The following is a 19,426-nucleotide window of genomic DNA, read 5'->3' as shown; positions in this document are numbered from 1 at the left end:
TCGGGTCCGCGGCCGCGCCGGATGCGCGTCCCGCGTGACCGCGGTGTCGTGGCGCCCCGGGACCGGTTTCACGGTTCGAGGCGATGCTTGTTGTGGCGCGAGAACGGGGTCCACCTGCGGTTTCGCCCGCGGTCGTCCGCCGGTGCGGCCTCGGCGCCCGCAGTGGGGCCGTTGCCGACCTCGGCGGCGACTTTGTCGATCATCTCCAACAACAGTTGTGAGATTTCACCAGGGTACTCCAGCTGGGGCGAATGGGCCGCCTCGGCTATGAGCGCGAATCGCGACCCCTCCAGCGCCGCGGCGAGGCGCCGCGAGTGCTCCGGAGGCGTCAGCAGGTCCATGTCGCCGACCGCCACGAGTGCCGGCAGGCCCTTGAACTGCGGCAGCGTCGCCGTCTCGTCGTGGTCGAGGATAGCGCGCGCGTAGCCGACGATGCTCTGGATGGAGGTGCGCCGGTTCATCGCCTCCACCAGGCTGACCAGCGAGCACGGCGGGTCGGCGTGCCCGAACGCCGACCGGCGCGTCAGCAGCCAGCCGAGGTCGCCCGCCAGGAGCCGCGACCGGTCGATGAGGTCCGGGGTCCAGCCCGCGACCTGCTGGAGCATCGGCAGGACCGTCCGCCGCAGCCGCCGCAGCGCCCGCATCGGCTTCGTCTCGACCGTGTCCATGCCCGAGGCGCTGCTCGACAGGAACGCCACGCCCTTCACCCGCTCGTGGAAGTCCCGGCCGTGCACGCGCGCGTACGTCTGGATCGCCATGCCGCCCATCGAATGCCCCACCAGGACGAGCGGCCCGGACGGGGCGACCGCGGCGAGCACGTCGTGAAGCACCTCGGCCAGGTCCTCCATCGCGTACTCGGTGCGCGGCAGCGCCCCCGAACGCCCGTGGCCCGGCTGGTCGTAGAACACCCCGCGCACCGACAGGCCCTCGGCCTCGGCGAGCGCCTTGCGCTGGAAGTAGAACGTGCCCATGTCCTGCATGTACCCGTGCGCGAACACCACCGTCAGGTCGGCGTCCTCCGGCCCGGTCGTCTCCACGTGCACCGCGACCCCGTCGCGCGTGCGGACCGTGCCCACCCACCGCTGCGGCGGCAGCTCGAACGGCTCGTGCGCGTACGGGTCGGCCGAGGACGCCCGCGTCCGCCGCGCCAGGTACCGCGGCACCCCCCACGCCAGCGCCGCCCCCAGGGCGACGCCTCCGGTGACCCCGCCCGCGATCGCCAGACCGCGCAGACGACGGGAACGCTTCTCACTCATGCGGCCTCACAGTGCTCTCAGAGGGGACAGTGCTCTCGGAGGAGTGGTGCTGTCGGCGGTGCGCCTAGGCGGTGACGCCCCGGTTCCACAGCCTCGGGACCCGCGAGCCCAGACCGGTCAGGACGTCGTTCGGGATGGTCCCGGCCCACGCCGACCAGTCATCGGCGTCCGGGTGCTGCTCGCCCGCGCCGATGAGCACCACCGGCTCCCCCGGGCGCACCACGTCGTCACCGCAGTCGACCACGAACTGGTCCATGCAGATCCGCCCCAGGACCCGGCGCCGCCGCCCCGCGAGGTAGACCTCCGCGCGCCCCGAAGCCGCCCGCGGCACCCCGTCGGCGTAGCCGAGCGGCACCAGCGCCACGTTCGTGTCCCGCTCCAAAACCACCGTGTGGCCGTACGAGATCCCCGTCCCGGCGGGGAGCCGCTTGCAGGACATCACGGTCGAACGCAACTCCAAGACCGGACGCAGGTCGACCGCGAACCGCGGCACCGGGTTGTACCCGTACAGCGCGATGCCGGGACGGACCATGTCGTAACGGGTCTCGGGGTCGGCGATGAGCGCCGCCGAGTTCGCGAGGTGGCGCACCTCGGGCTCCAGGCCCGCGGCACCGACGGCCTCCAGGTACCGCTCGAAAGCAGCCTTCTGCGCCGCGTTCGCCGGATGGTCGACCTCGTCGGCGCAGGCCAGGTGGCTCCACGCGCCGACGGCGACCACCGCGCCGGCCGCCTGGCGCTTCGCCGCCGCCTCGGTGAACCGGTCCCATTCGTGCTCGGGGACGCCGCCGCGCGACATGCCCGTGTCGGCCTTGAGATGGACACGCGCGGGTCGGCCCGCCGCCTCGGCCGCCGCGCCGACCGCGTCGAGCTGCGCCAGCGAAGAGACACCGAGCTCGATCCCGGCGCCCACGACCTCGGCCAGGCCCGGCTGCTCGGGGGAGAAGAAGAACGCCATGACCGTCGCCCCCGCGAGGTCGGGGAGGCGCTTGAGCTGCCAGGCCTCCCGGAGCGTCACCACGCCCAGGCCCGCCGCCCCGGCCTCCAGGGACACGCGCGCCGCCGGGACCATGCCGTGCCCGTACGCGTCGGCCTTGACCATCGCCATCATCGGCACGCCCGCGACGGCCGCGAGCGCCTCGACGTTGTGCGCGAGGCGCCGCCAGTCCGCGCTGGCCTTGGCCAGGCCGGACATGCCGCCGTTCACCGGGTCGTTCAAGATGCGGAAGTTGTCCATCGCCACATATGCAAGGGTACGTGCCCGCCGCGGCGAACCCGGACGGCGCGGCCCGCCGCCGCCCGGGCGGGTCGGGCGGGCGGGTGCCCGCCCGGCCCGCCGCGGTCAGGCGAGCTCGGCGCGGACGGTGCGGGCCGCCTCGACGAGGTTCACGAGGGAGGGCCGCACCTCCTCGTAGCGGCGGGTCTTCAGGCCGCAGTCGGGGTTGGCCCACACGCGGTCGGGCCCGAGCGCCGCGACGGCCAGGCGCAGGGCCGCGGCCATCTCGTCGGTCGCGGGCACGCGCGGGGAGTGGATGTCCCACACGCCCGGGCCGACCGCGCTGCGGTACCGCGCCCGGTCGAGGTCGGCGAGGACCTCCATCTTCGAACGGGAGGCCTCGATGGAGGTCACATCGGCGTCCAGCGCGGCGATCGCGTCGATGACCTCGCCGAACTCCGAATAGCACAGGTGCGTGTGGATCGCGGTGTCCGGCCGCGCGCCGGAGGTCGCGAGACGGAACGAGCGGGTCGCCCACGCGCGGTAGGCCGCCCGACCCGCGGCCCGGACCGGCAGGAGCTCGCGCAGGGCGGGCTCGTCGACCTGGATGATCGCCGTCCCCGCCGCCTCCAGGTCGGCCACCTCGTCGCGCAGCGCCAGCGCCACCTGGTCGGCCGTGTCGGCCAGCGGCTGGTCGTCGCGCACGAAGGACCAGGCCAGGATCGTGACGGGCCCGGTGAGCATCCCCTTGACGGGCTTGTCGGTGAGCGACTGCGCGTACGAGGTCCAGTCGACGGTGATCGGGGCGGTGCGGGCGACGTCGCCGAAGAGCACCGGCGGGCGCACGCAGCGCGACCCGTACGACTGGACCCAGCCGGCGGCGGTGGTGGCGAAGCCGGTGAGCTGCTCGGCGAAGTACTGCACCATGTCGTTGCGCTCGGGTTCGCCGTGGACGAGCACGTCGATGCCGAGCGCCTCCTGCGCGGCGACGACCTCGGCGACCTCGGCCCTCATGCGGGCGTGGTAGTCGGCGTCGATCATGAGGCCCTGGCGGTGGGCGGCGCGGGCCTTGCGCAGCTCGGCGGTCTGCGGGAACGACCCGATCGTGGTGGTCGGCAGCGGCGGGAGCGGGACGCGCTCGGCCTGGGCGCCGCGGCGCTCGGGGTAGGGCGCGCGGCGGTCGGCGTCCTCGCCCAGGGCGGCGAGGCGCTCGCGCACGGCGGCGTCACGCCACGCGTCCGGGGTCGCGGGCCTGGCGTCCCGCGGGCCCTGCGGGTCGGCGAGGGCCGCGATCTCGGCGAGCTTCTGGCGCGCGAACGCGAGCCGCGAGGTCAAGACCTCGGGGAGGCCGTGCGCGGCGTCGAGTTCGGGGGCGAGGTCGACCGGGACGTGCAGGAGCGACGAGGAAGAGGCGACGGCGACCCGGTCCGAGAGCATTTGGAGACGCGCGACGTCCGCGGCGGCCCTCGCGAGATCGGCCTTCCAGATGTTGCGCCCGTCGACCACCCCCGCGATCAGGAATGTTTCACGTGAAACATTCAGCGCCTCAAGTGCTTCGAGATCGCCGCGGCCCCGCACCAGGTCGAGCGCGACGCCTTCGACGCCCGCGTCCAAGAGCACCGGCAGCGCCTCGCCGAAGGGCCCGTAACCCCCGGCGACCACCACCTCAGCGACCCCGACCAGCCGCCGGTAGGCCGCGCCCACCGCCGCCAGCTCCTCCGGCGTCCGGTCGGCGCACAGCGCGGGCTCGTCGAGCTGCACGAGCCCGGCCCCGGCCCGACCCAGCGCCGTCAGGAGCTCCACGTACACCTCCACGAGGTCGCCGAGCCGGTCGAACGGCGCGAACCCCTCAGGTGCACCCTCGGAAGGCTTGGCGAGCAGCAGGAACGAGACCGGCCCGACCAGGACCGGCCGGGCGTCGAGCCCGCGCTCCCGCGCCTCGCGGAACTCCGCGACCGCCTTGCCCGGGTCGGCCGCGAAGACCGTCTCGGGCCCGATCTCGGGCACCAGGTAGTGGTAGTTCGTGTCGAACCACTTCGTCATCTCCAGCGGCGCCGCCTCGGCGTCACCGCGCGCGGCCGCGAAATACGAGGCCAGAGCCGTGTCGCGGCGGTGCCGCGGCGCGAGCGCCCCCACGGCGACGGCCGCGTCGAGCACGTGGTCGTACAGGGAGAAGACCCCGGTCGGGACGGTGCCCAGGACCGACAGGTCGTCGAGCATCTCGGCGCGGACGGCGGCCGCGGCCGCCTCGAGCGCCGCCGCGTCAGAGCGGCCGGACCAGTGGGATTCGAGCGCGCGCTTGAGCTCGCGGCGCGAACCGATGCGCGGATAGCCGAGCGCGGTGGACTGGAGCGCGCCGGAGCGCACGCCGATGGTCGTGTTCATGTGTCAGTTCCCTCGAACTTGCGACAGCGGGACCGCGCGCGGTCGCGCGCGGTACGCGGGCAGGTATTCGGACTCAAGGGCGCGCCGTCGCCGGCACCTAGTCGCCGCCGCTTCCCAGACCCCAAGGGCCCAGTGCTCATGGCGGGTTTCGTTCCCTCTCACCGCTGCGGGGCAGTCCTGGATTCGCACCAGATTCCCTCTTCGCCGAGACCACAGCGCACCCGCGCCGCCGCCTCGGAACCAGCGTCGCCTGCGATGGTACGGCCGCGGCGGCGCCCGGCGCCCCGGCCCGCCAGAGTGTGAGAACCCGCGGAGGCGCGCCGCGCCCGCCCGAGTAGGGTCCGAGCGGACCGGGCCTGCCAAGGCCCCCAGGGGAGGAGCCGTCATGACCAGGAAGACCGCCGTCGTCACCGGAGCGAGCAGCGGCATCGGCGCGGCCGCCGCGAAGGCGCTCGCCGAAGCCGGGTTCGACGTCGTCCTCGGCGCCCGCCGCGCCGACCGGCTCGCCGAGGCCGCCACGGCCTGCGGAGGCACGGCGCTGCCGCTGGACGTGACCGACGAGGCCTCGGTGGCGGCGTTCGCCGAGCGCGTCGAACGCTGCGACCTCTTGGTGAACAACGCGGGCGGGGCGCTCGGCCTCGACTCGATCGCCGGGGCCGACCTCGAACTGTGGCAGCGGATGTACGACGTGAACGTGCTGGGAACGGTGCGCGTCACGAAGGCGCTGCTGCCGAAGCTGGCCGCGTCCGGCGACGGCCAGGTGGTGGTGATCGGTTCGATCGCCGCGCACCAGCCCTATCCGGGCGGGGGCGGGTACAACGCGGCGAAGCACGCGGAGGCGGCGCTGACGCGGGTGCTGCGGATGGAGCTGCTCGGCGAGCCGGTGCGGGTGTGCGAGATCGATCCGGGCATGGTCGAGACCGAGTTCAGCCTGGTGCGTTTCGACGGCGACGGCGAGCGCGCCGACGCCGTGTACGCGGGGATGACGCCGCTGACGGCCGAGGACGTGGCCGCGTCGATCGCGTGGGTCGCGACGCGCCCGGCGCATGTGAACATCGACCAGATCACGATCACGCCGCGGGACCAGGCGGGGGCGCAACTCGTCCACCGCCGCTGACGGCCGCGCCGGACAGAGTTATCCACAGGCCGAGAATCCGCACTTGCCGATCGCAGGCGGTGCGTGCCAACGTTGACGAATGCGACAGACGACCTTCGAAACCACAACGGACACGAGCCTCCACAAGGCCGTGTCCTGCGCGGAGACCGTCTCGGTCGGAGTTATCCACAGGCTCGGAACTGCTCCTCGACAGTTCACCGCAGGAGGTGGCACCGTTGGAGAAAAAGCCATCTGTCACTGCGGGATGGCGGCGAAAGAGGGGGATTCGCGAACGCCACCATACCGAGACCTCGCGCGGGAACCCACCCGCGCGAGGTCCCCGCAGAGACAGCCGCTCCGCGCGAAGCGCGGGCGGCCGGACACCACCAGTCCGGCCGCCCGCACGCGCCGAGCCCCGACGGCCGCTCGGGCAACCGGGGCACCGCCCGGCTCAGCTTTGCCCGCCGGCCTTGCCCGGTCGTCGAGCGTGAACGCCGGAGCCCCGCTCAGTCGGTGAGCGTGAACGCCGGCGAGGTCCACTGCTCCCAGTGGTCGGGGTCCGCCTCGTCGCCGAGGGCCTTGAGCACCCGCACCTCCAGGGTCCACTCGCCCGCTTCGAGGGCGTTGGGCCGCTGGGCGACGAGGTCCTCCAGGTGGATGCCGACCGCGTCGTCCGGGCCGGGCGAGCGGGGCAGGAACGTCTCCCGCTCCCACCGCACGACCTCGCCGGTGGCGGTGTTAGCGAGTGAGACCTCCATGGCCGCGACCTGGTGCCCGAGGTAGACCAGGGCGGCCAGGTCCGGGCCCTCGGCGAGGCTGAAGGTCTCGCCCTCGTCGAGGTCGCGGTACTCGAACTGGTGCGTCTCGGGGTCCTGGCCGACGACGGCGCCCAAGCGCGGGTAGTCGGGATGCGCGAGGACGGGGATCGCGAGGTAGTCGCCCTGGTAGCCGGAGTACGCGGCCGTCAAGGTGGTGCCGCCGCCCTCGGGGACGGCCGTGATGCGCCCGCCGAAGACGGTGCCTTCGGGCAGGTCGGCGCCGGGCTCGACGGTGACGTCGACCGTGGCGCTCTGACCCGGGTAGAGGCGCAGGTGCGACGGTTCGAACGTCACTTCCGGTTCGGTGGCGACGAAGTCGGGCGCGCGTTCGTCGCCGGTGGTGGCGGTCGTGGCCCGGTGCTCCAGGTCGTAGTCCTGCACCGAGTAGGCGTCGGAGGTCAACGTGAGCGTGAAGGTGCGCGCACCGGTGCCGTCGCCGACATTGACGCCGGTGGGCAGCAGGCGGGCCTCGGCGTCGAGCGCCGCGACGACGTCGATGACGCCGGTGCCCTGGCGGTGCGCGGCCTCGTACTCGCCGAGCTCGGGATCGTCGCCCCAGACGACGGGCGTCGCCGAGTTCGCCAGGCGAGTGCGCACCTCGCCGGGCTCCAGGCGCGGCTCGGCCTGGAGCAGCAGCGCTGCGGCGCCCGCCACGTGCGGCGAGGACATGGACGTGCCCGAGAGCGACTCGTAGGAGCCGTCGGCCACGGGCACGGTCGACCAGATGCCGCCGCCGGGGGCCGCGAGGTCGGGCTTGAACGCGAGGTCGGGCGCGGGCCCGTACGCGCTGAACGAGGAGGCGTATCCGCCGCGCGGCAGGTCGACCAGGACGGTGTCGCCACCGAACTCCAGCACGGCGTCGCCGTCGGCCGCCGCCTCCCGCAGCGCCTCGCCGTCGGTGTCGGTGACGCCGACCAGCGGGACCCCGAGGTCGTCGACGCCGGCGCCGCCGAAGGGCCCGGACCGGTCGTTGTAGACCACGACGGCCGTCGCGCCCTCGTCCACGGCCCGCTCGTACTTCTCCTTGAAGGTGCACTCGCCGCGCACGATGAGCGCCGCCTTGCCCGCGATGTCGGCTTCGGCGGCGTCGTCGGCGCAGGCGCGCCCGAACCACGCGAGCGGGTCGGTGGCCGTCCCCGGCTCGGGGTCGGCCACGTCGCCGATCGACTTGTAGCCGACGCTGCGGTCGAGGGCCGCGACGAACGCCGCGTCCATGCGCTGCGCGGGGTTGTCGGTAGAGGCCACGGCGATCACGTCCTCGCCGACGCCGGGCGCCGAGCCGGAGAACACCCCGGCCTCGCCGTCGTTGCCCATGGAGGCGACGACGGTGACGCCCTCCTCGGTGAGCCGGTCGGCGGCCTTCGCCGTCGGGTAGCCCGGCCACTGGAACGACTGGCCCAGCGAGAGGTTGACGACGTCCATGCCGTCGTCGAGCGCGGCCTCCAGGGCCTGGAGGATCACCTCGGCGCTCGTGGAGCCCTCGCAGCCGAAGACGCGGTACGCGCCGATCACGGCGTCCGGAGCGACCCCGGTGACCTGACCGTTCGCGCCCACGATCCCGGCGACGTGGGTGCCGTGCCCGCCGCAGTCGGCGGGGTCGTCGTCGGGGCGGGGCTCGGCGTGCTCGGGGTCGTCGGAGTCGAAGTCGTCGCCCACGAAGTCGGTGCCGTACGCGACCCGGCAGCCGGTGCCGAAGCAGCCGCCGAGGTCGGGGTGCGTGTAGTCGACGCCGGTGTCGATGACGCCGACCCTGACGCCCTCGCCGGTGATCCCCCGCTCATGCGCCTCGTCGGCGCGAGTCGTCGCGATCGCCTGCGCGAGTTCGGGAACGCGGCCCGCCTCGAGCTCGGGATCGGTCCCGACCCGGGCGGGGCCGGTGAACACGACGTCCGACCAGACCTCTTCGACCAGGTCGAGCCGTTCGAGCCGCCGCGCGACGGCCGGGTCCGCCTCGACGGACACGCCGTTCCACACCCGTTCGAAGTCGTGCCGGAGGGTGTAGTCGAGGCCGCTCGCCGCCGCGTCCAGTGCGGACGCGTCGGCGCCGGCGGCGAGTTCGACCAGCCACACGCGGGTCGGCTCGTCCTCCCCGTTCGCCTGCGCGGCTGTGGAAGAGGAGGCGAAGAGCGGCAGGGCGAGCGCCGCGGCGAGCCAGGGCCGCAGCGGGCGCAGCCTCCCCGTGCGGCGTTCGGGCGGCGCGGCCCGGCGGTCTGAGGTGCGGCGCGCGAACGCGCTGAGGCCCGGCATCAGGGGTCCCTCTCGGTTCGTGCCGGCCGGGCGGCGCGAACGGCCGGCCCCGGCCGGCGACTCTGGCAGGACCTCGATCGTCGGACATCGGCCCTGCCGAACCGCGCATTTGCCGCGCCCGCCGGTCGCGTGTCGGGATCGGACTGTGTCAGGCGAGGAGGCGCGCCAGGGCGAACCCGACGAGGCCCGCGGCGGCCCCGCCCACGAGGTTCGCGGCGACGTTGAGCGCCGCGTCGCGCCAGCGCCCTTCCTCGACGAGCCAGAGGGTCTCGTACGAGAACGTCGAGTAGGTGCTGAGCGCGCCGCACAGGCCGGTGGCGAGGAGCGCGGTCAGGCGCGGGTCGGCGACGGCGAACGCGAGGAAGACCGCGAGACCGGAGGCGACGACGTTGACCGCCAGCGTGCCCCAGGGCAGGCGGCGGCCCGCGTAGTGCGCGAGCACGAGGTCGGTGAGGAACCGGGCGGGCGCGCCGACCGCGGCGCCCGCGGCGATGAGCAGCAGCGTCATGCGGCGCCGCCGCGGCGTCGGCGAAGGAGCAGGCGGGTCGCGTAGAACGCGGCGGCGACCGCGGCGAGTGCGGCGGCGACGGTCGCGAGGCCGTATCCGAAAGCGAGGGCGGCCTCGCCCGCGTCGAGCGCTCGGGCGACGCCGACGACGTAGGTCGAGAAGGTCGTGAACCCGCCGAGGATCCCGATGCCGAGGAAGGGCCGCAGCAGCGGGTGGCGGGTGGTCTCGGTGAGGACGGCCATGAGCGCGCCGATGCAGACCCCGCCGAGGACGTTGGCGAGGAAGGTCGCGAGGTCGAAGGCGTCTGGGCGGGACGGGAAGGCGAGTTGGAGCGCGTACCGGGCGAGCGAGCCGAGGACGCCGCCGGCCGCGACCGCGGCGAGCGCGGCGGTCGGGACGGCGCGCAGCGTGTGGTGCAGGGGCGGTCGGTCCGATCGGGGCACGACTCGAATCTAGAGGGTGCCCGGGGCGCGCTCCGGTCCGCCCGCCGGGTCGGCGGCGGCGCGGTGCGAAGGGGAAGACGCAGGTGTGGGAAGAAGACGGAGGCCGCGGCGGAGGGCGAAGGCGATCGGATGCTTGGGCCGTCGCTTTCAATCGCGGCGTATGGGCTCGCTCACCGGAGGTTGCCGGGCGGTCGCGGGCGGGTCTACCGTTGGCGGGCGATGAGCTACACAGTCACGGACCAGCATCTGACACGCAGGCGTCACCTCGACTTCTGCCGCGTGTCGACCGTGCTCTGTCGTTAGCCCGAACCTCTTCACCGGCGGCTCGCCGATGTACCTCCTTCTGCGCCGGGCGTGAGCCCGACCCGGCGGTCCTCCCTGTTCAACGCGGTCCCGCGGCGTGCCCCGCCACGGCCATGCGCGACCGCGCGCCCGATTCACCAGAGGTGCAATCATGTCCGAAGCTTCTACGAAGCAGGGCGGCGCCGACCGGCGCCGCCGCAAGAAGATCCCGTTCGCGGCGCAGCTGCTCATCGGCCTCGTCCTTGGCCTCGCGCTCGGGTACGCCGCCCGCCACTGGTCGGTGGCGTGGCTCGGCGCCACGCTTGAGACCGTGGGCACGCTGTTCGTGCAGCTGCTGTTCCTCATCGTCCCGTTCCTGGTGTTCACCGCGATCGTCGCCTCGATCGCGAACCTGCGGAACCTGGCGAACGCGGGCCGCCTGGTCGCCAAGACCCTCGGCTGGTTCGCGGTCACCTCGCTCATCGCCGTAGGCATCGGCCTGGCGATCGGTCTGTCGACCGATCCCGGTGCGGGCGTTGACCTGTCGAGCGCCGCCGCGCCGAAGACCTCCGGTTCGTGGACGGACTTCCTCACCGGGATCGTCCCGGTGAACGTGGTCGACGCGTTCGTGAACGTCAACGTCCTCCAGATCGTGTTCGTCGCTGTCGTGGTCGGCGCGGCCGCCGCGCGCCTGGGCGACCGGGCCGAGCCGTTCCTGCGGTTCAACGCCTCGGCGCTCGCGATCGTGCAGAAGGCCCTCTGGTGGGTCATCCGCCTCGCGCCGGTCGGAACGGCAGCGCTCATCGGCAAGTCGGTGTTCGCGTACGGGTGGGACCTGCTGGAGCCGCTCGCGGTGTTCAGCATCGACATCTACGCGGGCGCGCTCGCGGTGATGCTCGTCGTGTACCCGGTGCTGCTGCGTCTGGTGGCGCGGGTGTCGCCGGTGCAGTTCTTCCGCAAGGCGTGGCCGGCGATCCAGTTCGCGTTCGTGTCGCGCTCCTCGGTGGGGACGCTGCCGTTGGCGCAGAAGATCGTGACCGACCGGCTCGGCGTGCCGCGCGACTACGCGTCGTTCGCGTCGCCGTTCGGCGCGACGACGAAGATGGACGGTTGCGCCGCGATCTACCCGGCGATCGCCGCGATCTTCGTGGCGCAGGTGTACGGGGTGGACCTGGGCGTGCGGGACTACCTGCTCATCGCGTTCGTGTCGGTGATCGGCTCGGCGGCGACGGCGGGCCTGACCGGCGCGACGGTGATGCTGACCTTGACGCTGTCGACGCTGGGCCTGCCGCTGGAGGGCGTCGGCCTGCTGCTGGCGATCGACCCGATCATGGACATGATCCGCACGGCCACGAACGTGACCGGCCAGATGGTGGTGCCGGTGATCGTCGCGAGGTCGGAGAAGATCCTCGACCGCGGCGTGTACGACGCGCCGCCGCAGCCCTTCGACGCCGAGTCGGCCTTCGACGCGGACGAGGCGGCGCAGCACCCGAACTCCGGCTCAGGCTCGGAACCGGACCCGAAGCCGGACGCGGCTTCGGGCGAGGGTCCGGGGGTCCGCAGGGGCGATCCGGCGCTTCAGCCAGCGTGACCCTACAGGATATATCCTATAGGATCAGCGGATTCGTTCGATCGTGAGACGGGGACCGGCCTTCAAGCCGGTCCCCGATCCGTTGTCGGCGTTCGCAATTCGCCGCCGCCAGGGCGCCCCCGGCGCTCACGGTTCACCGCCGGGGCGGGGCCGCGTCTCGATGTAGCGCTCCAGGCCGTCGAGCACGAGGCCGAGCCCGAACTCGAAGGAGTCCTTCAGGACCGGGGAGTCGGCGATCCCGCCGGAGTCGATGAGCCGCTGCACGTTCGGGAACCGCTCGGCGGCGGCCGGGTGGCGCATGAAGCGGAACCACTGCGGGTCGTCCTGGCCCTGGAGTTCGGGCCGGAGCGCGCCGCCGACGTAGCCGTTGACGGCGAGGACCGCCGCGAGGCTCACGTCGGCGTCGAGGCCGGTGCGGGTGAAGACGCCGAGCGCCCAGTCGAGCCAGTAGGCCTCGCCGGGCCCCATCATGTGGTTGGCGGTCGCGAGCGGCAGCGCCCAGGGGTGGGCGCGGAAGAGCGTGCGGACCGCCATCGCCCACGCGTGCATCGCGTCCCGCCAGTCGGCGAACTCGGGCAGCGGCGGCGCGTCGGCCATGGTGGCGTCGTACATGAGGGCGACGAGCTCGTCCTTGCCCGGCACGTGCCGGTACAGCGACATGACCCCGCAGTCGAGCCCGTCGGCGATGCGCTTCATCGAGACCTGGTGGAGCCCTTCGGCGTCGGCGATAGCGGTGGCCTCGGCGACGATGCGTTCGCGGCTGAGGCCCGAGGGCCGGCCGGGGCGGCGCCCGCGCCCCTCGACGGGCAGCTCCCGTTCCCACAGCAGCCCGTACATGTCACCGGCCATGCGCGCTCCTTCGTTCCGTTCCCGGTGTGCAGGTTACGGCGTGGGCGCGGCGGCACGCGCCCCGCCGATCGTGCGTATGAGATACGCTTAATTAGCGTATCTCATACGCATCGATCGTCCACCCGTTCCCGATCGGAGACCCCAGTGGCAGCGACCACCACCGCCACCCGCCCCGAACCAGCCACCCCGCCGAAACCCAAGTGGTACCGGCGCCCGTGGATCGTCCCGCTCTTCGCCGTCGCCGGCCTCTTCGTGGCCGCCCGGCTCCCCTTCTACCTCACCTTCGACACCGGCGACTCCCTCGTCGACCTGCAAGAGGCCTTCCCCGAGACCCACTACCTCATGCTCTCCGGGCACATCCTCTTCGGCTCCGTCGCGATCATCGCCTGCTCGATGCAGGTGTGGCCCTGGCTGCGGCAGCACCACCCGAAGGTCCACCGCGTCACCGGCCGCGTCTACGTCTTCGCCGGGGTCCTCCCCTCGGGCCTGTTCGCCCTCGTCGTCAGCATCGTCTCCGTCATCGGCCCCGCCGGGAAGATCGGCAACGTGTTCCTCGCGCTCGCCTGGTTCGCGACCACGCTCTTCGGCCTCGTCGCCGCACGGCGCCACCGCTTCCAGGACCACCGCCGCTGGATGATCCGCTCCTTCGCGCTGTGCTGGTCCATCGTGGTCAACCGCGTCTGGCTCGTCCTGGTCATGCTGGTGCTCCTGCCGTTCCAGGACTCCTACTACGGCGGCGACATGGACGCGGTCATCGAGGACGCCGCCGTCGCCTCCATCTGGCTCAGCTGGATCGTCAACCTCATGATCGCCCAGTGGTGGCTCGACCGGCGCCCCCGCCGCACCGGACGCACCCGCGACCGCACCCCCCTCCCGGCCTGACCGCACGCGGCGGCGGGACGCGACACCCCGCCCCGCCGCCGCACTCCCCCGCTCCGACGAAGGTCGCACACGCGCCCGCGCCGCTGCCACCTTCGACGCACCGCGACCTGCACCGCCGGTCGCCCCCCGCGGGAACGAAAGTCCATGCCGCAGCACGATTCCGGCCGCGCCCCGAACCGGCAAGCTGAAGACATGGACACCATCAAGGCCCAGGCGCCCGCCGCCGAAGCCGCACCCGCCGCGAAGCGGATGCCGCTGCTCGACGTCCTCCGCGGCGTCGCGATCCTCGGCACGCTCGGCACCAACATCTGGATCTTCGCCTCACCCGAAGGCGAAGCCGGCCCGCTCATCGGCTCCGCGGGCGCCGCCACCGACGCCACGCCGATCGGCGCGGTCTTCGAACTCCTCACCAACGGCAAGTTCCTGTCGATGCTGACCGTCCTCTTCGGCGTCGGCCTCGCGATCCAGTTCCGCTCCAGCGAGAAACGCGGCCGCCGCTGGCCGGGCCGCTACCACTGGCGGGCCCTCTTCCTCTTCGTCGAGGGCACCATCCACTTCACGCTCGTGTTCGCCTGGGACGTGCTCATGGGCTACGCGGTCACCGCCGTAATCGTCGCCTGGATCCTCAAGGGCTCCAAGCGGATCCAGAACGCCGCCATGTGGACCGCCCTCGGCCTGCACCTCGCCGTGATGGGCCTCGCCACCGCCGCACTCGCGGCCACGAGCGGGCCGGAGAGCACCGACACCAAGGACATCCAGGCGATCTACGCCTCCGGCTCTTGGCTCGACCAGGTCGCGTTCCGGCTCGACAACGTCCTGCTCTTCCGCATCGAGCCGATCGTCACGTTCCCGCTGCTGGTCTTCCTGTTCCTGCTGGGCGTCAAGCTCATGCGCGCCGGAGCGTTCGCCGCCGACGACGCGGGCCGCGCGCTGCGCCGCCGACTCCTCGTGTGGGGCCTGGGCATCGGCCTGCCGGTCAACGTCGCGCTCATGGCCGGACCCGACTCCCTGTTCCTCCTCGAACGCTACGCAGCGGCCCCGATCGTCATGCTCGGGTATGTGGGCCTCATCGGCCTCCTGGTCGAACACGTCCGCCGCGGCCCGGTCACGGCCGCCCTGGAAGCCCTGGGCCGCACCGCCCTCAGCGGCTACATCCTCCAGAACGTGCTCGCCTCGGCGATCTGCTACGGCTGGGGCCTGGGCCTGGCGGCCCGCTTCGGAACGAACCCGTGGTTCGTCGCCGGACTCTGGCTCGCCATCAGCGCGGTCCTCCTCGTCGGCTCGCGACTGTGGCTGCGCCGCTTCGCGAACGGCCCCGCCGAAGCGCTCCAGAAGGCGGTCCTCCGCTAGCTCGCCGAACCGCTCTGCCGCGAGACGGCGAGGCCGCCGAGCGGCGCGCCGAGGGCCTCCTTGCGCGTCCTCGCATCGATGACGCGGCGCTCGACCAGCACGTCGAGCGCCGCGGCCAGGTCCGCACCGATCCGCTCGCGCTCGGCCTCGGGCAGCGCCGCGACCGCCGCGAGCACGCGACGAGACCGGGCGCCGCCCTTCGACGGCGTCAGCGTGGAGCCCGCACTTCCGGTGAGCCCCAAAGCGATCGCGACCAAAGCGAACCAGAACAGGAACGAGGGGCCGCCGGACCCCGCCTCGGCTTCCAGCATCCCCAAGCCCGCCACCGGGACGGCACCGGTGAAGAACACCACCAGGCCCCAGAACGCGTCCGCGCCCGTCCCGTACCCCTGTAGGGCCCAGGCGAATCCGACCACCTGAAGTACCGCGACCGCGACCATGAGCGCACCGGCCGCCAGCCGGCCGGCTTGAGCGTCGACGCTGCCGAGGCCGAACGCCGCCAGCGCCGCGGCGGCCGAGCACGCGAACGCGGCCAGGTACCAGGCGCCTTTGCGGGGGAGCACGAGGCCGCGGACGCGAAGCAGCAGTTGGACATCGACGTGGTCGGCGAAGACGCGGGCTTCGAGTGCCTCCCAGTGCGGGCCGCGCCGGGGTCTGCGCTCGCGGGCCCACTCGATCGCGGGAGAAGTCGCTTCGGTCATGGGGGCGTCCTCGTCACGCGGTGGTGCAACGATTCTGCCCGGGGCCGTCAACGCCCGGCCACTGCTTCACATGAACGCGGCCTCGACCTCGTCGAGGTTGGCGGTCCACCAGTGCAGGAGCCGCTCGTCGGAGTGGAAGAGCGCCTCTGCGGCCTTGACGCCCTTGTCGTAGCGGTATTCGAGGTGCCAGACGCTGGCGGCGATGCGCCACCAGCGGTGCCGGGCGGCCTCGGCGAGCGCTTCGGTGCCGATCGCGGATTCGGTGCGGTACCCGGCGATGAGCGCGGCCACGTTCGCGAGGTCGACGCTGCCGTCCGCCCGGACGCACTGGTACATCGCCGCGCGGGCGATTTCCTCGCCGTACGCGTTGGGGCGCAGCCGGTCCCAGTCGAGGACGGCGACGATGCGGCCGCCCCGCCACAGGAGGTTCCAGTTCTGGCAGTCGCCGTGGGTCCACCCGTGCGGGCCGGTTCCGGCGGTCTCGGGGCGGCGGTGGCCGTGGGCGGCGAGGAGGTCGAGCCGCCTGCGCAGGCCCGCAGCGGCGGCGCGGTCGAAGTCGTCGGGGGAGGTGCGGTCCTCGATCCGCCTGAGGTGCATGGCCACTGCGGCGACGGCCTCGCCGAGGGGCATGACCGCGAGCTCGGGGGCCTTCGGCGCGTCGAGTCCGGTCGCGGGGTCGGCGAGGGCGGTGTGGATGCGGCCGATGACCGCGCCCATGTGCCGGCTCGCTTCGGGCGTCATCGCCTCGCCGCGCGGGTGGTCGCCGTCGATCCAGGGGGAGAGGTAGTAGGCGCGGGCGCCGATGCGGGGAACCAGGTCGCCGTCGGCGGAGGGCACCGCCTCGGCGACCGGGACGCCGGCGGCGGCCAAACGCGGGAGCAGTTCGAGGCGCCGCCGCGCGAGATCCGGTTCGAGGGCGTCGAGTTCCTTGAGGGCGTGGCGGCCCCGGTCGGTGTCGATGCGCCAGTTGCGGTTGAGGATGCCGTGGGGGAGGTATTCGGCGGCTCGCACGGTGCCGAGCGCGAAGGCGCTGGCGATCGCTTCGAGGGCGGCGGCGGGGCGGATGGTCACCGCCGAAGGCTACCGGTCGTCTCCGGGCGCGGCACCGGTATTTTGTCGGTGCGGCCGGAACCCCGCCCGCACCGACCGACCCAGGAGGCACACCTCCATGCGCAGACTCGTCTACTACGTCGCCGCGACGCTCGACGGCCGGATCGCCGGACCGGACGGCGGCGACCCCTCCGGCGAGGACTACTTCGCGATCACCGAAGACCTCTTGGCGTTCATCGTCGCGAACTACCCCGAGACGCTGCCGGGACCGGCCCGCGACGCGATGGGGATCGCCGGGCCGGGCGAGCACTTCGACACGATCCTGGAGGGCAGTGGGTCCTTCGCGGTCGGCCTCGCCGCGGGCATCCCGGACGCCTACCCGCACCTGCGGCACGTCGTCTACTCGAACTCTCTTGCGGCGCGGGAGGACTCTGACGTGGAGGTCGTCGCGGGCGACCCGGTCGCGCACGTCCGGGAGCTCAAGGCCGAGGAGGGCCTCGACCTGTGGCTGGTCGGCGGCGGCACCCTCGCCCACACGCTGCTGCCGGAGATCGACCGGATCGTTGTCAAGCAGCAGTCCTCGGTGATCGGCTCGGGCGTCCCGATGTTCAACGGCCCCTTCGCGCCCCACATGTTCACGCCGGTCGACCTGGTGCAGCTGCCCGGCGGCGTCCGCGTGATCACGCTCGACCGCAACTGACCGCGCGCCTGATCAGCGACCGCCCGCGGCGGACCCGCCCGCCGCGGAGGCGATCAGATCGCCGCGCATCGATCCGTGCGACCGGGCGCTCCCGGAGGGATGGTCGTGTGCGATCCCGTGACGGCGTTCTGGACGACCGACCTCCCCGGGCGGGGCCGTCTGCTCTCGCTGCGCCGCAGTCAGTCCGACTGCGGCGCAGCCGCGTCGGCCACTTTTCGCTCCGGGAGGGCGGGCCGGTGGTCGTAGAGCCAGCCGGTCGCCCGCTCGTAGACGAGCGGGACGAACAGCCGCATCATGAACTCGCGCGCCCGCCGCGCCGCCGGTCCGGCCCGCTTCGCGCCCCGGTTGTCCTCGGCGGTGCGGATCACCTTCCGGATGCGGGGCCTGCGTTGGGCCGCATAGGCGTCGAGCGCCTCGGGCACGGGGGCCGAGGCCACGGCCCCGGCGAGGGCCACCGCGTCCTCGATCGCCATCGACGCGCCCTGGCCCGCGCCCACCGGGTGCGCGGCGTCGCCGATGAGCACGATCCGGCCCCGGTGCCACACCGGTACCTCGTCGAGCACGTGGTGCACCACGGGCCGATGCAGGCGGGCGGTCGCCGCGACGAGCCGGGAGGGCACCGCCTCGTCCGCGAACGCCGCCGCGGCGCGGCGCGTCCATTCGGCGTCCGCCACGCCCTCGCGCTCAGGCTCGGCCCGCTCGTCGATCTGGGCCGCCCACCAGACCTCGTCGCCGGCCCGCACGTGGATGAACGCTCCGGCACCGGCCAAGGTCAGGTCGAACACCCCCGGGTCGGTCGCGACGCCTTGCGAGACACCGGAGACCGTGTAGAGGCCCGCGTACTCGGGCACCGGTGCGTCCGCGTCGAGCACGCCGCGCAGGACCGACCAGATCCCGTCCGCGGCGACCACGAGGTCTGCGCGGTCGCGCAGCCCGCTCGCGAACGCGACCTCCCCGGTCGCGGGGTCCGCGCCGACCGCCCGATCCCCGAACCGGAACACCGCCCCGGCGTCGGCCGCGGCCTCGCGCAGCGCAGTGACGAGGCGGGCGCGCATGAGCGTGACGGAGATGAGCGGGTCGGCGGAGCGGCGTCCACGCGGCACGTCGCCGATGAGGAGCCCGCCTGAGCCCCGCATCCGCTGGCGCGGCACGTCGAACCCGCTGCGCCGCACGGCCTCGGCGCAGCCGAGCGCTTCGAGTCCCCGCAGTCCGTTCGCGGCGAGGCTCACGAAGGACCCGACCTCCCCGCCCGGATCGGCGCGGGCCTCGTAGACCGTGACCGCCGCGCCGATCAGGCGCATGGCGAGCGCGGCGGCCGCTCCGGCGACCCCGCCGCCGATGACGATGATGCGCATCCCAACTCCCTGAATATAGATTCACTGAACTTGAATTCAGTGAAACTGTATTCGCTACACTGGCCTCCTGTCAACGGGTGGGAGCGGATGTGGGCGTACGCAAGGCCAGGGCGGCCGAGACGAGGGCCGTGCTGCTGGAGGCGGCCCGGCGCCGCTTTGCCGAGCACGGCTACCTGAACACCAAGATCACCGACATCACGAAGGAGGCCGGGCGCGCCACCGGCTCCTTCTACGAGCATTTCGCCGACAAGGAGGCGATCCTCCAGGCCCTCCTCGAAGGCATGGAGGAGCGCGCCGACGAACTCGTCGACACCACCGTGCACCCCCGCGAGCACGACCTCACCGACCGCGAGCAGCTGCGGCAGCACATCGCCGTCTCCTGGACGGTCTTCCGCGAGCACGCCCCGGTCGTCTCCGCGCTGTTCCAGTCGATGGTCGCGGCCCCGCCCGGCTCGGGCCGGGCCTGGGAGAACCTCGTCGCGGAGACCACGTTCCTGCGCGCCCACCTGGAGTACAGCGCCGAACAGGGCCGCGACCTCCCCGGCGAACCCGAACTCGTGGCCGCCGCGATGGGCGCCATGCTCGGCATGCTCGGCTACGCCGCCAACTCGGCCCAGGGCCGCGAGTTCGACGACGACACCGTCATCGACACCCTCACCGACCTCCTCCACACCGGCCTGGCCGGACGCTGAGCGGCACG

Annotated in this window: 16 protein-coding genes and 1 riboswitch; of the genes, 6 read left to right on the top strand and 10 right to left on the bottom strand. The window is 73.1% G+C overall.

Going from position 1 to position 19,426, the window contains the following annotated elements:
* Positions 1-68: 68 nt before the first annotated feature.
* The 3 genes from E9998_RS17405 to metE form a co-directional block, all read right to left on the bottom strand.
* On the bottom strand, positions 69-1,256 hold the full coding sequence (locus E9998_RS17405; protein WP_136530959.1) for an alpha/beta fold hydrolase: 1,188 nt from the start codon (positions 1,254-1,256) through the stop codon (positions 69-71).
* Between the two features lie 64 nt (positions 1,257-1,320).
* On the bottom strand, positions 1,321-2,490 hold the full coding sequence (gene alr, locus E9998_RS17400; protein ID WP_240037663.1) for an alanine racemase: 1,170 nt from the start codon (positions 2,488-2,490) through the stop codon (positions 1,321-1,323).
* A 105-nt stretch (positions 2,491-2,595) separates the two neighbouring features.
* On the bottom strand, positions 2,596-4,854 hold the full coding sequence (gene metE, locus E9998_RS17395; protein WP_136530958.1) for a 5-methyltetrahydropteroyltriglutamate--homocysteine S-methyltransferase: 2,259 nt from the start codon (positions 4,852-4,854) through the stop codon (positions 2,596-2,598).
* 41 nt (positions 4,855-4,895) lie between these two features.
* Positions 4,896-5,114, bottom strand: a riboswitch (cobalamin riboswitch).
* Between the two features lie 125 nt (positions 5,115-5,239).
* Between metE and E9998_RS17390 the strand changes: the two genes are divergently transcribed.
* Positions 5,240-5,971 (top strand): SDR family NAD(P)-dependent oxidoreductase, encoded by a 732-nt coding sequence (locus tag E9998_RS17390; RefSeq protein ID WP_136530957.1) that lies wholly within the window; start codon positions 5,240-5,242, stop codon positions 5,969-5,971.
* Positions 5,972-6,456: 485 nt separating this feature from the next.
* Here E9998_RS17390 and E9998_RS17385 read toward each other — a convergent pair whose 3' ends face one another.
* From E9998_RS17385 to E9998_RS17375, 3 genes are all read right to left on the bottom strand, one after another.
* The gene (locus E9998_RS17385; protein WP_136530956.1) at positions 6,457-9,015 is read right to left on the bottom strand and encodes a S8 family serine peptidase; all 2,559 of its coding nucleotides are present in this window, start codon (positions 9,013-9,015) and stop codon (positions 6,457-6,459) included.
* A gap of 148 nt (positions 9,016-9,163) precedes the next feature.
* Positions 9,164-9,523 carry a fluoride efflux transporter FluC gene (locus E9998_RS17380; RefSeq protein WP_136530955.1) on the bottom strand — a complete coding sequence of 120 codons (360 nt, stop codon included), beginning with the start codon at positions 9,521-9,523 and terminating at the stop codon, positions 9,164-9,166.
* Entirely contained in the window at positions 9,520-9,966 is a 447-nt protein-coding gene (locus E9998_RS17375) for a FluC/FEX family fluoride channel (protein WP_240037660.1), read from the bottom strand. The genes E9998_RS17380 and E9998_RS17375 overlap by 4 nt, the downstream gene beginning before the upstream one ends.
* Positions 9,967-10,420: 454 nt before the next feature.
* Between E9998_RS17375 and E9998_RS17370 the strand changes: the two genes are divergently transcribed.
* Entirely contained in the window at positions 10,421-11,839 is a 1,419-nt protein-coding gene (locus E9998_RS17370; RefSeq protein WP_136530953.1) for a dicarboxylate/amino acid:cation symporter, read from the top strand.
* 126 nt (positions 11,840-11,965) lie between these two features.
* Here E9998_RS17370 and E9998_RS17365 read toward each other — a convergent pair whose 3' ends face one another.
* Positions 11,966-12,688 carry a TetR/AcrR family transcriptional regulator C-terminal domain-containing protein gene (locus E9998_RS17365; RefSeq protein ID WP_136530952.1) on the bottom strand — a complete coding sequence of 241 codons (723 nt, stop codon included), beginning with the start codon at positions 12,686-12,688 and terminating at the stop codon, positions 11,966-11,968.
* A gap of 144 nt (positions 12,689-12,832) precedes the next feature.
* Here E9998_RS17365 and E9998_RS17360 point away from each other — a divergent pair, with 144 nt between their 5' ends.
* Positions 12,833-13,570, top strand: coding sequence for a DUF2306 domain-containing protein (locus tag E9998_RS17360; RefSeq protein WP_136530951.1), 738 nt, complete (start codon positions 12,833-12,835; stop codon positions 13,568-13,570).
* Positions 13,571-13,762: 192 nt separating this feature from the next.
* The gene (locus E9998_RS17355; RefSeq protein WP_204745509.1) at positions 13,763-14,920 is read left to right on the top strand and encodes a DUF418 domain-containing protein; all 1,158 of its coding nucleotides are present in this window, start codon (positions 13,763-13,765) and stop codon (positions 14,918-14,920) included.
* Here the strand turns inward: E9998_RS17355 and E9998_RS17350 are convergent.
* The gene (locus E9998_RS17350) at positions 14,917-15,621 is read right to left on the bottom strand and encodes a hypothetical protein (RefSeq protein ID WP_136530950.1); all 705 of its coding nucleotides are present in this window, start codon (positions 15,619-15,621) and stop codon (positions 14,917-14,919) included. The genes E9998_RS17355 and E9998_RS17350 overlap by 4 nt on opposite strands.
* A 66-nt stretch (positions 15,622-15,687) precedes the next feature.
* The gene (locus E9998_RS17345; RefSeq protein ID WP_136530949.1) at positions 15,688-16,692 is read right to left on the bottom strand and encodes a phosphotransferase; all 1,005 of its coding nucleotides are present in this window, start codon (positions 16,690-16,692) and stop codon (positions 15,688-15,690) included.
* Between the two features lie 97 nt (positions 16,693-16,789).
* Between E9998_RS17345 and E9998_RS17340 the strand changes: the two genes are divergently transcribed.
* The gene (locus tag E9998_RS17340; protein ID WP_136530948.1) at positions 16,790-17,371 is read left to right on the top strand and encodes a dihydrofolate reductase family protein; all 582 of its coding nucleotides are present in this window, start codon (positions 16,790-16,792) and stop codon (positions 17,369-17,371) included.
* 179 nt (positions 17,372-17,550) lie between these two features.
* On the opposite strand, the gene E9998_RS17335 is transcribed toward E9998_RS17340, so the two are convergent.
* Entirely contained in the window at positions 17,551-18,726 is a 1,176-nt protein-coding gene (locus E9998_RS17335; protein ID WP_136530947.1) for an FAD-dependent monooxygenase, read from the bottom strand.
* An 89-nt stretch (positions 18,727-18,815) separates the two neighbouring features.
* Between E9998_RS17335 and E9998_RS17330 the strand changes: the two genes are divergently transcribed.
* A complete protein-coding gene (locus E9998_RS17330) occupies positions 18,816-19,418 on the top strand; it encodes a TetR/AcrR family transcriptional regulator (RefSeq protein ID WP_136530946.1) in 603 nt (200 codons plus the stop codon).
* Positions 19,419-19,426: the final 8 nt, after the last annotated feature.

Origin of the sequence: Glycomyces paridis (assembly GCF_004912155.1) — a bacterium.
GTDB lineage: Bacteria > Actinomycetota > Actinomycetes > Mycobacteriales > Micromonosporaceae > Glycomyces > Glycomyces paridis.
Note: the sequence above shows the minus strand (reverse complement) of the source record. Positions and strands in the feature narration are given on the sequence as shown.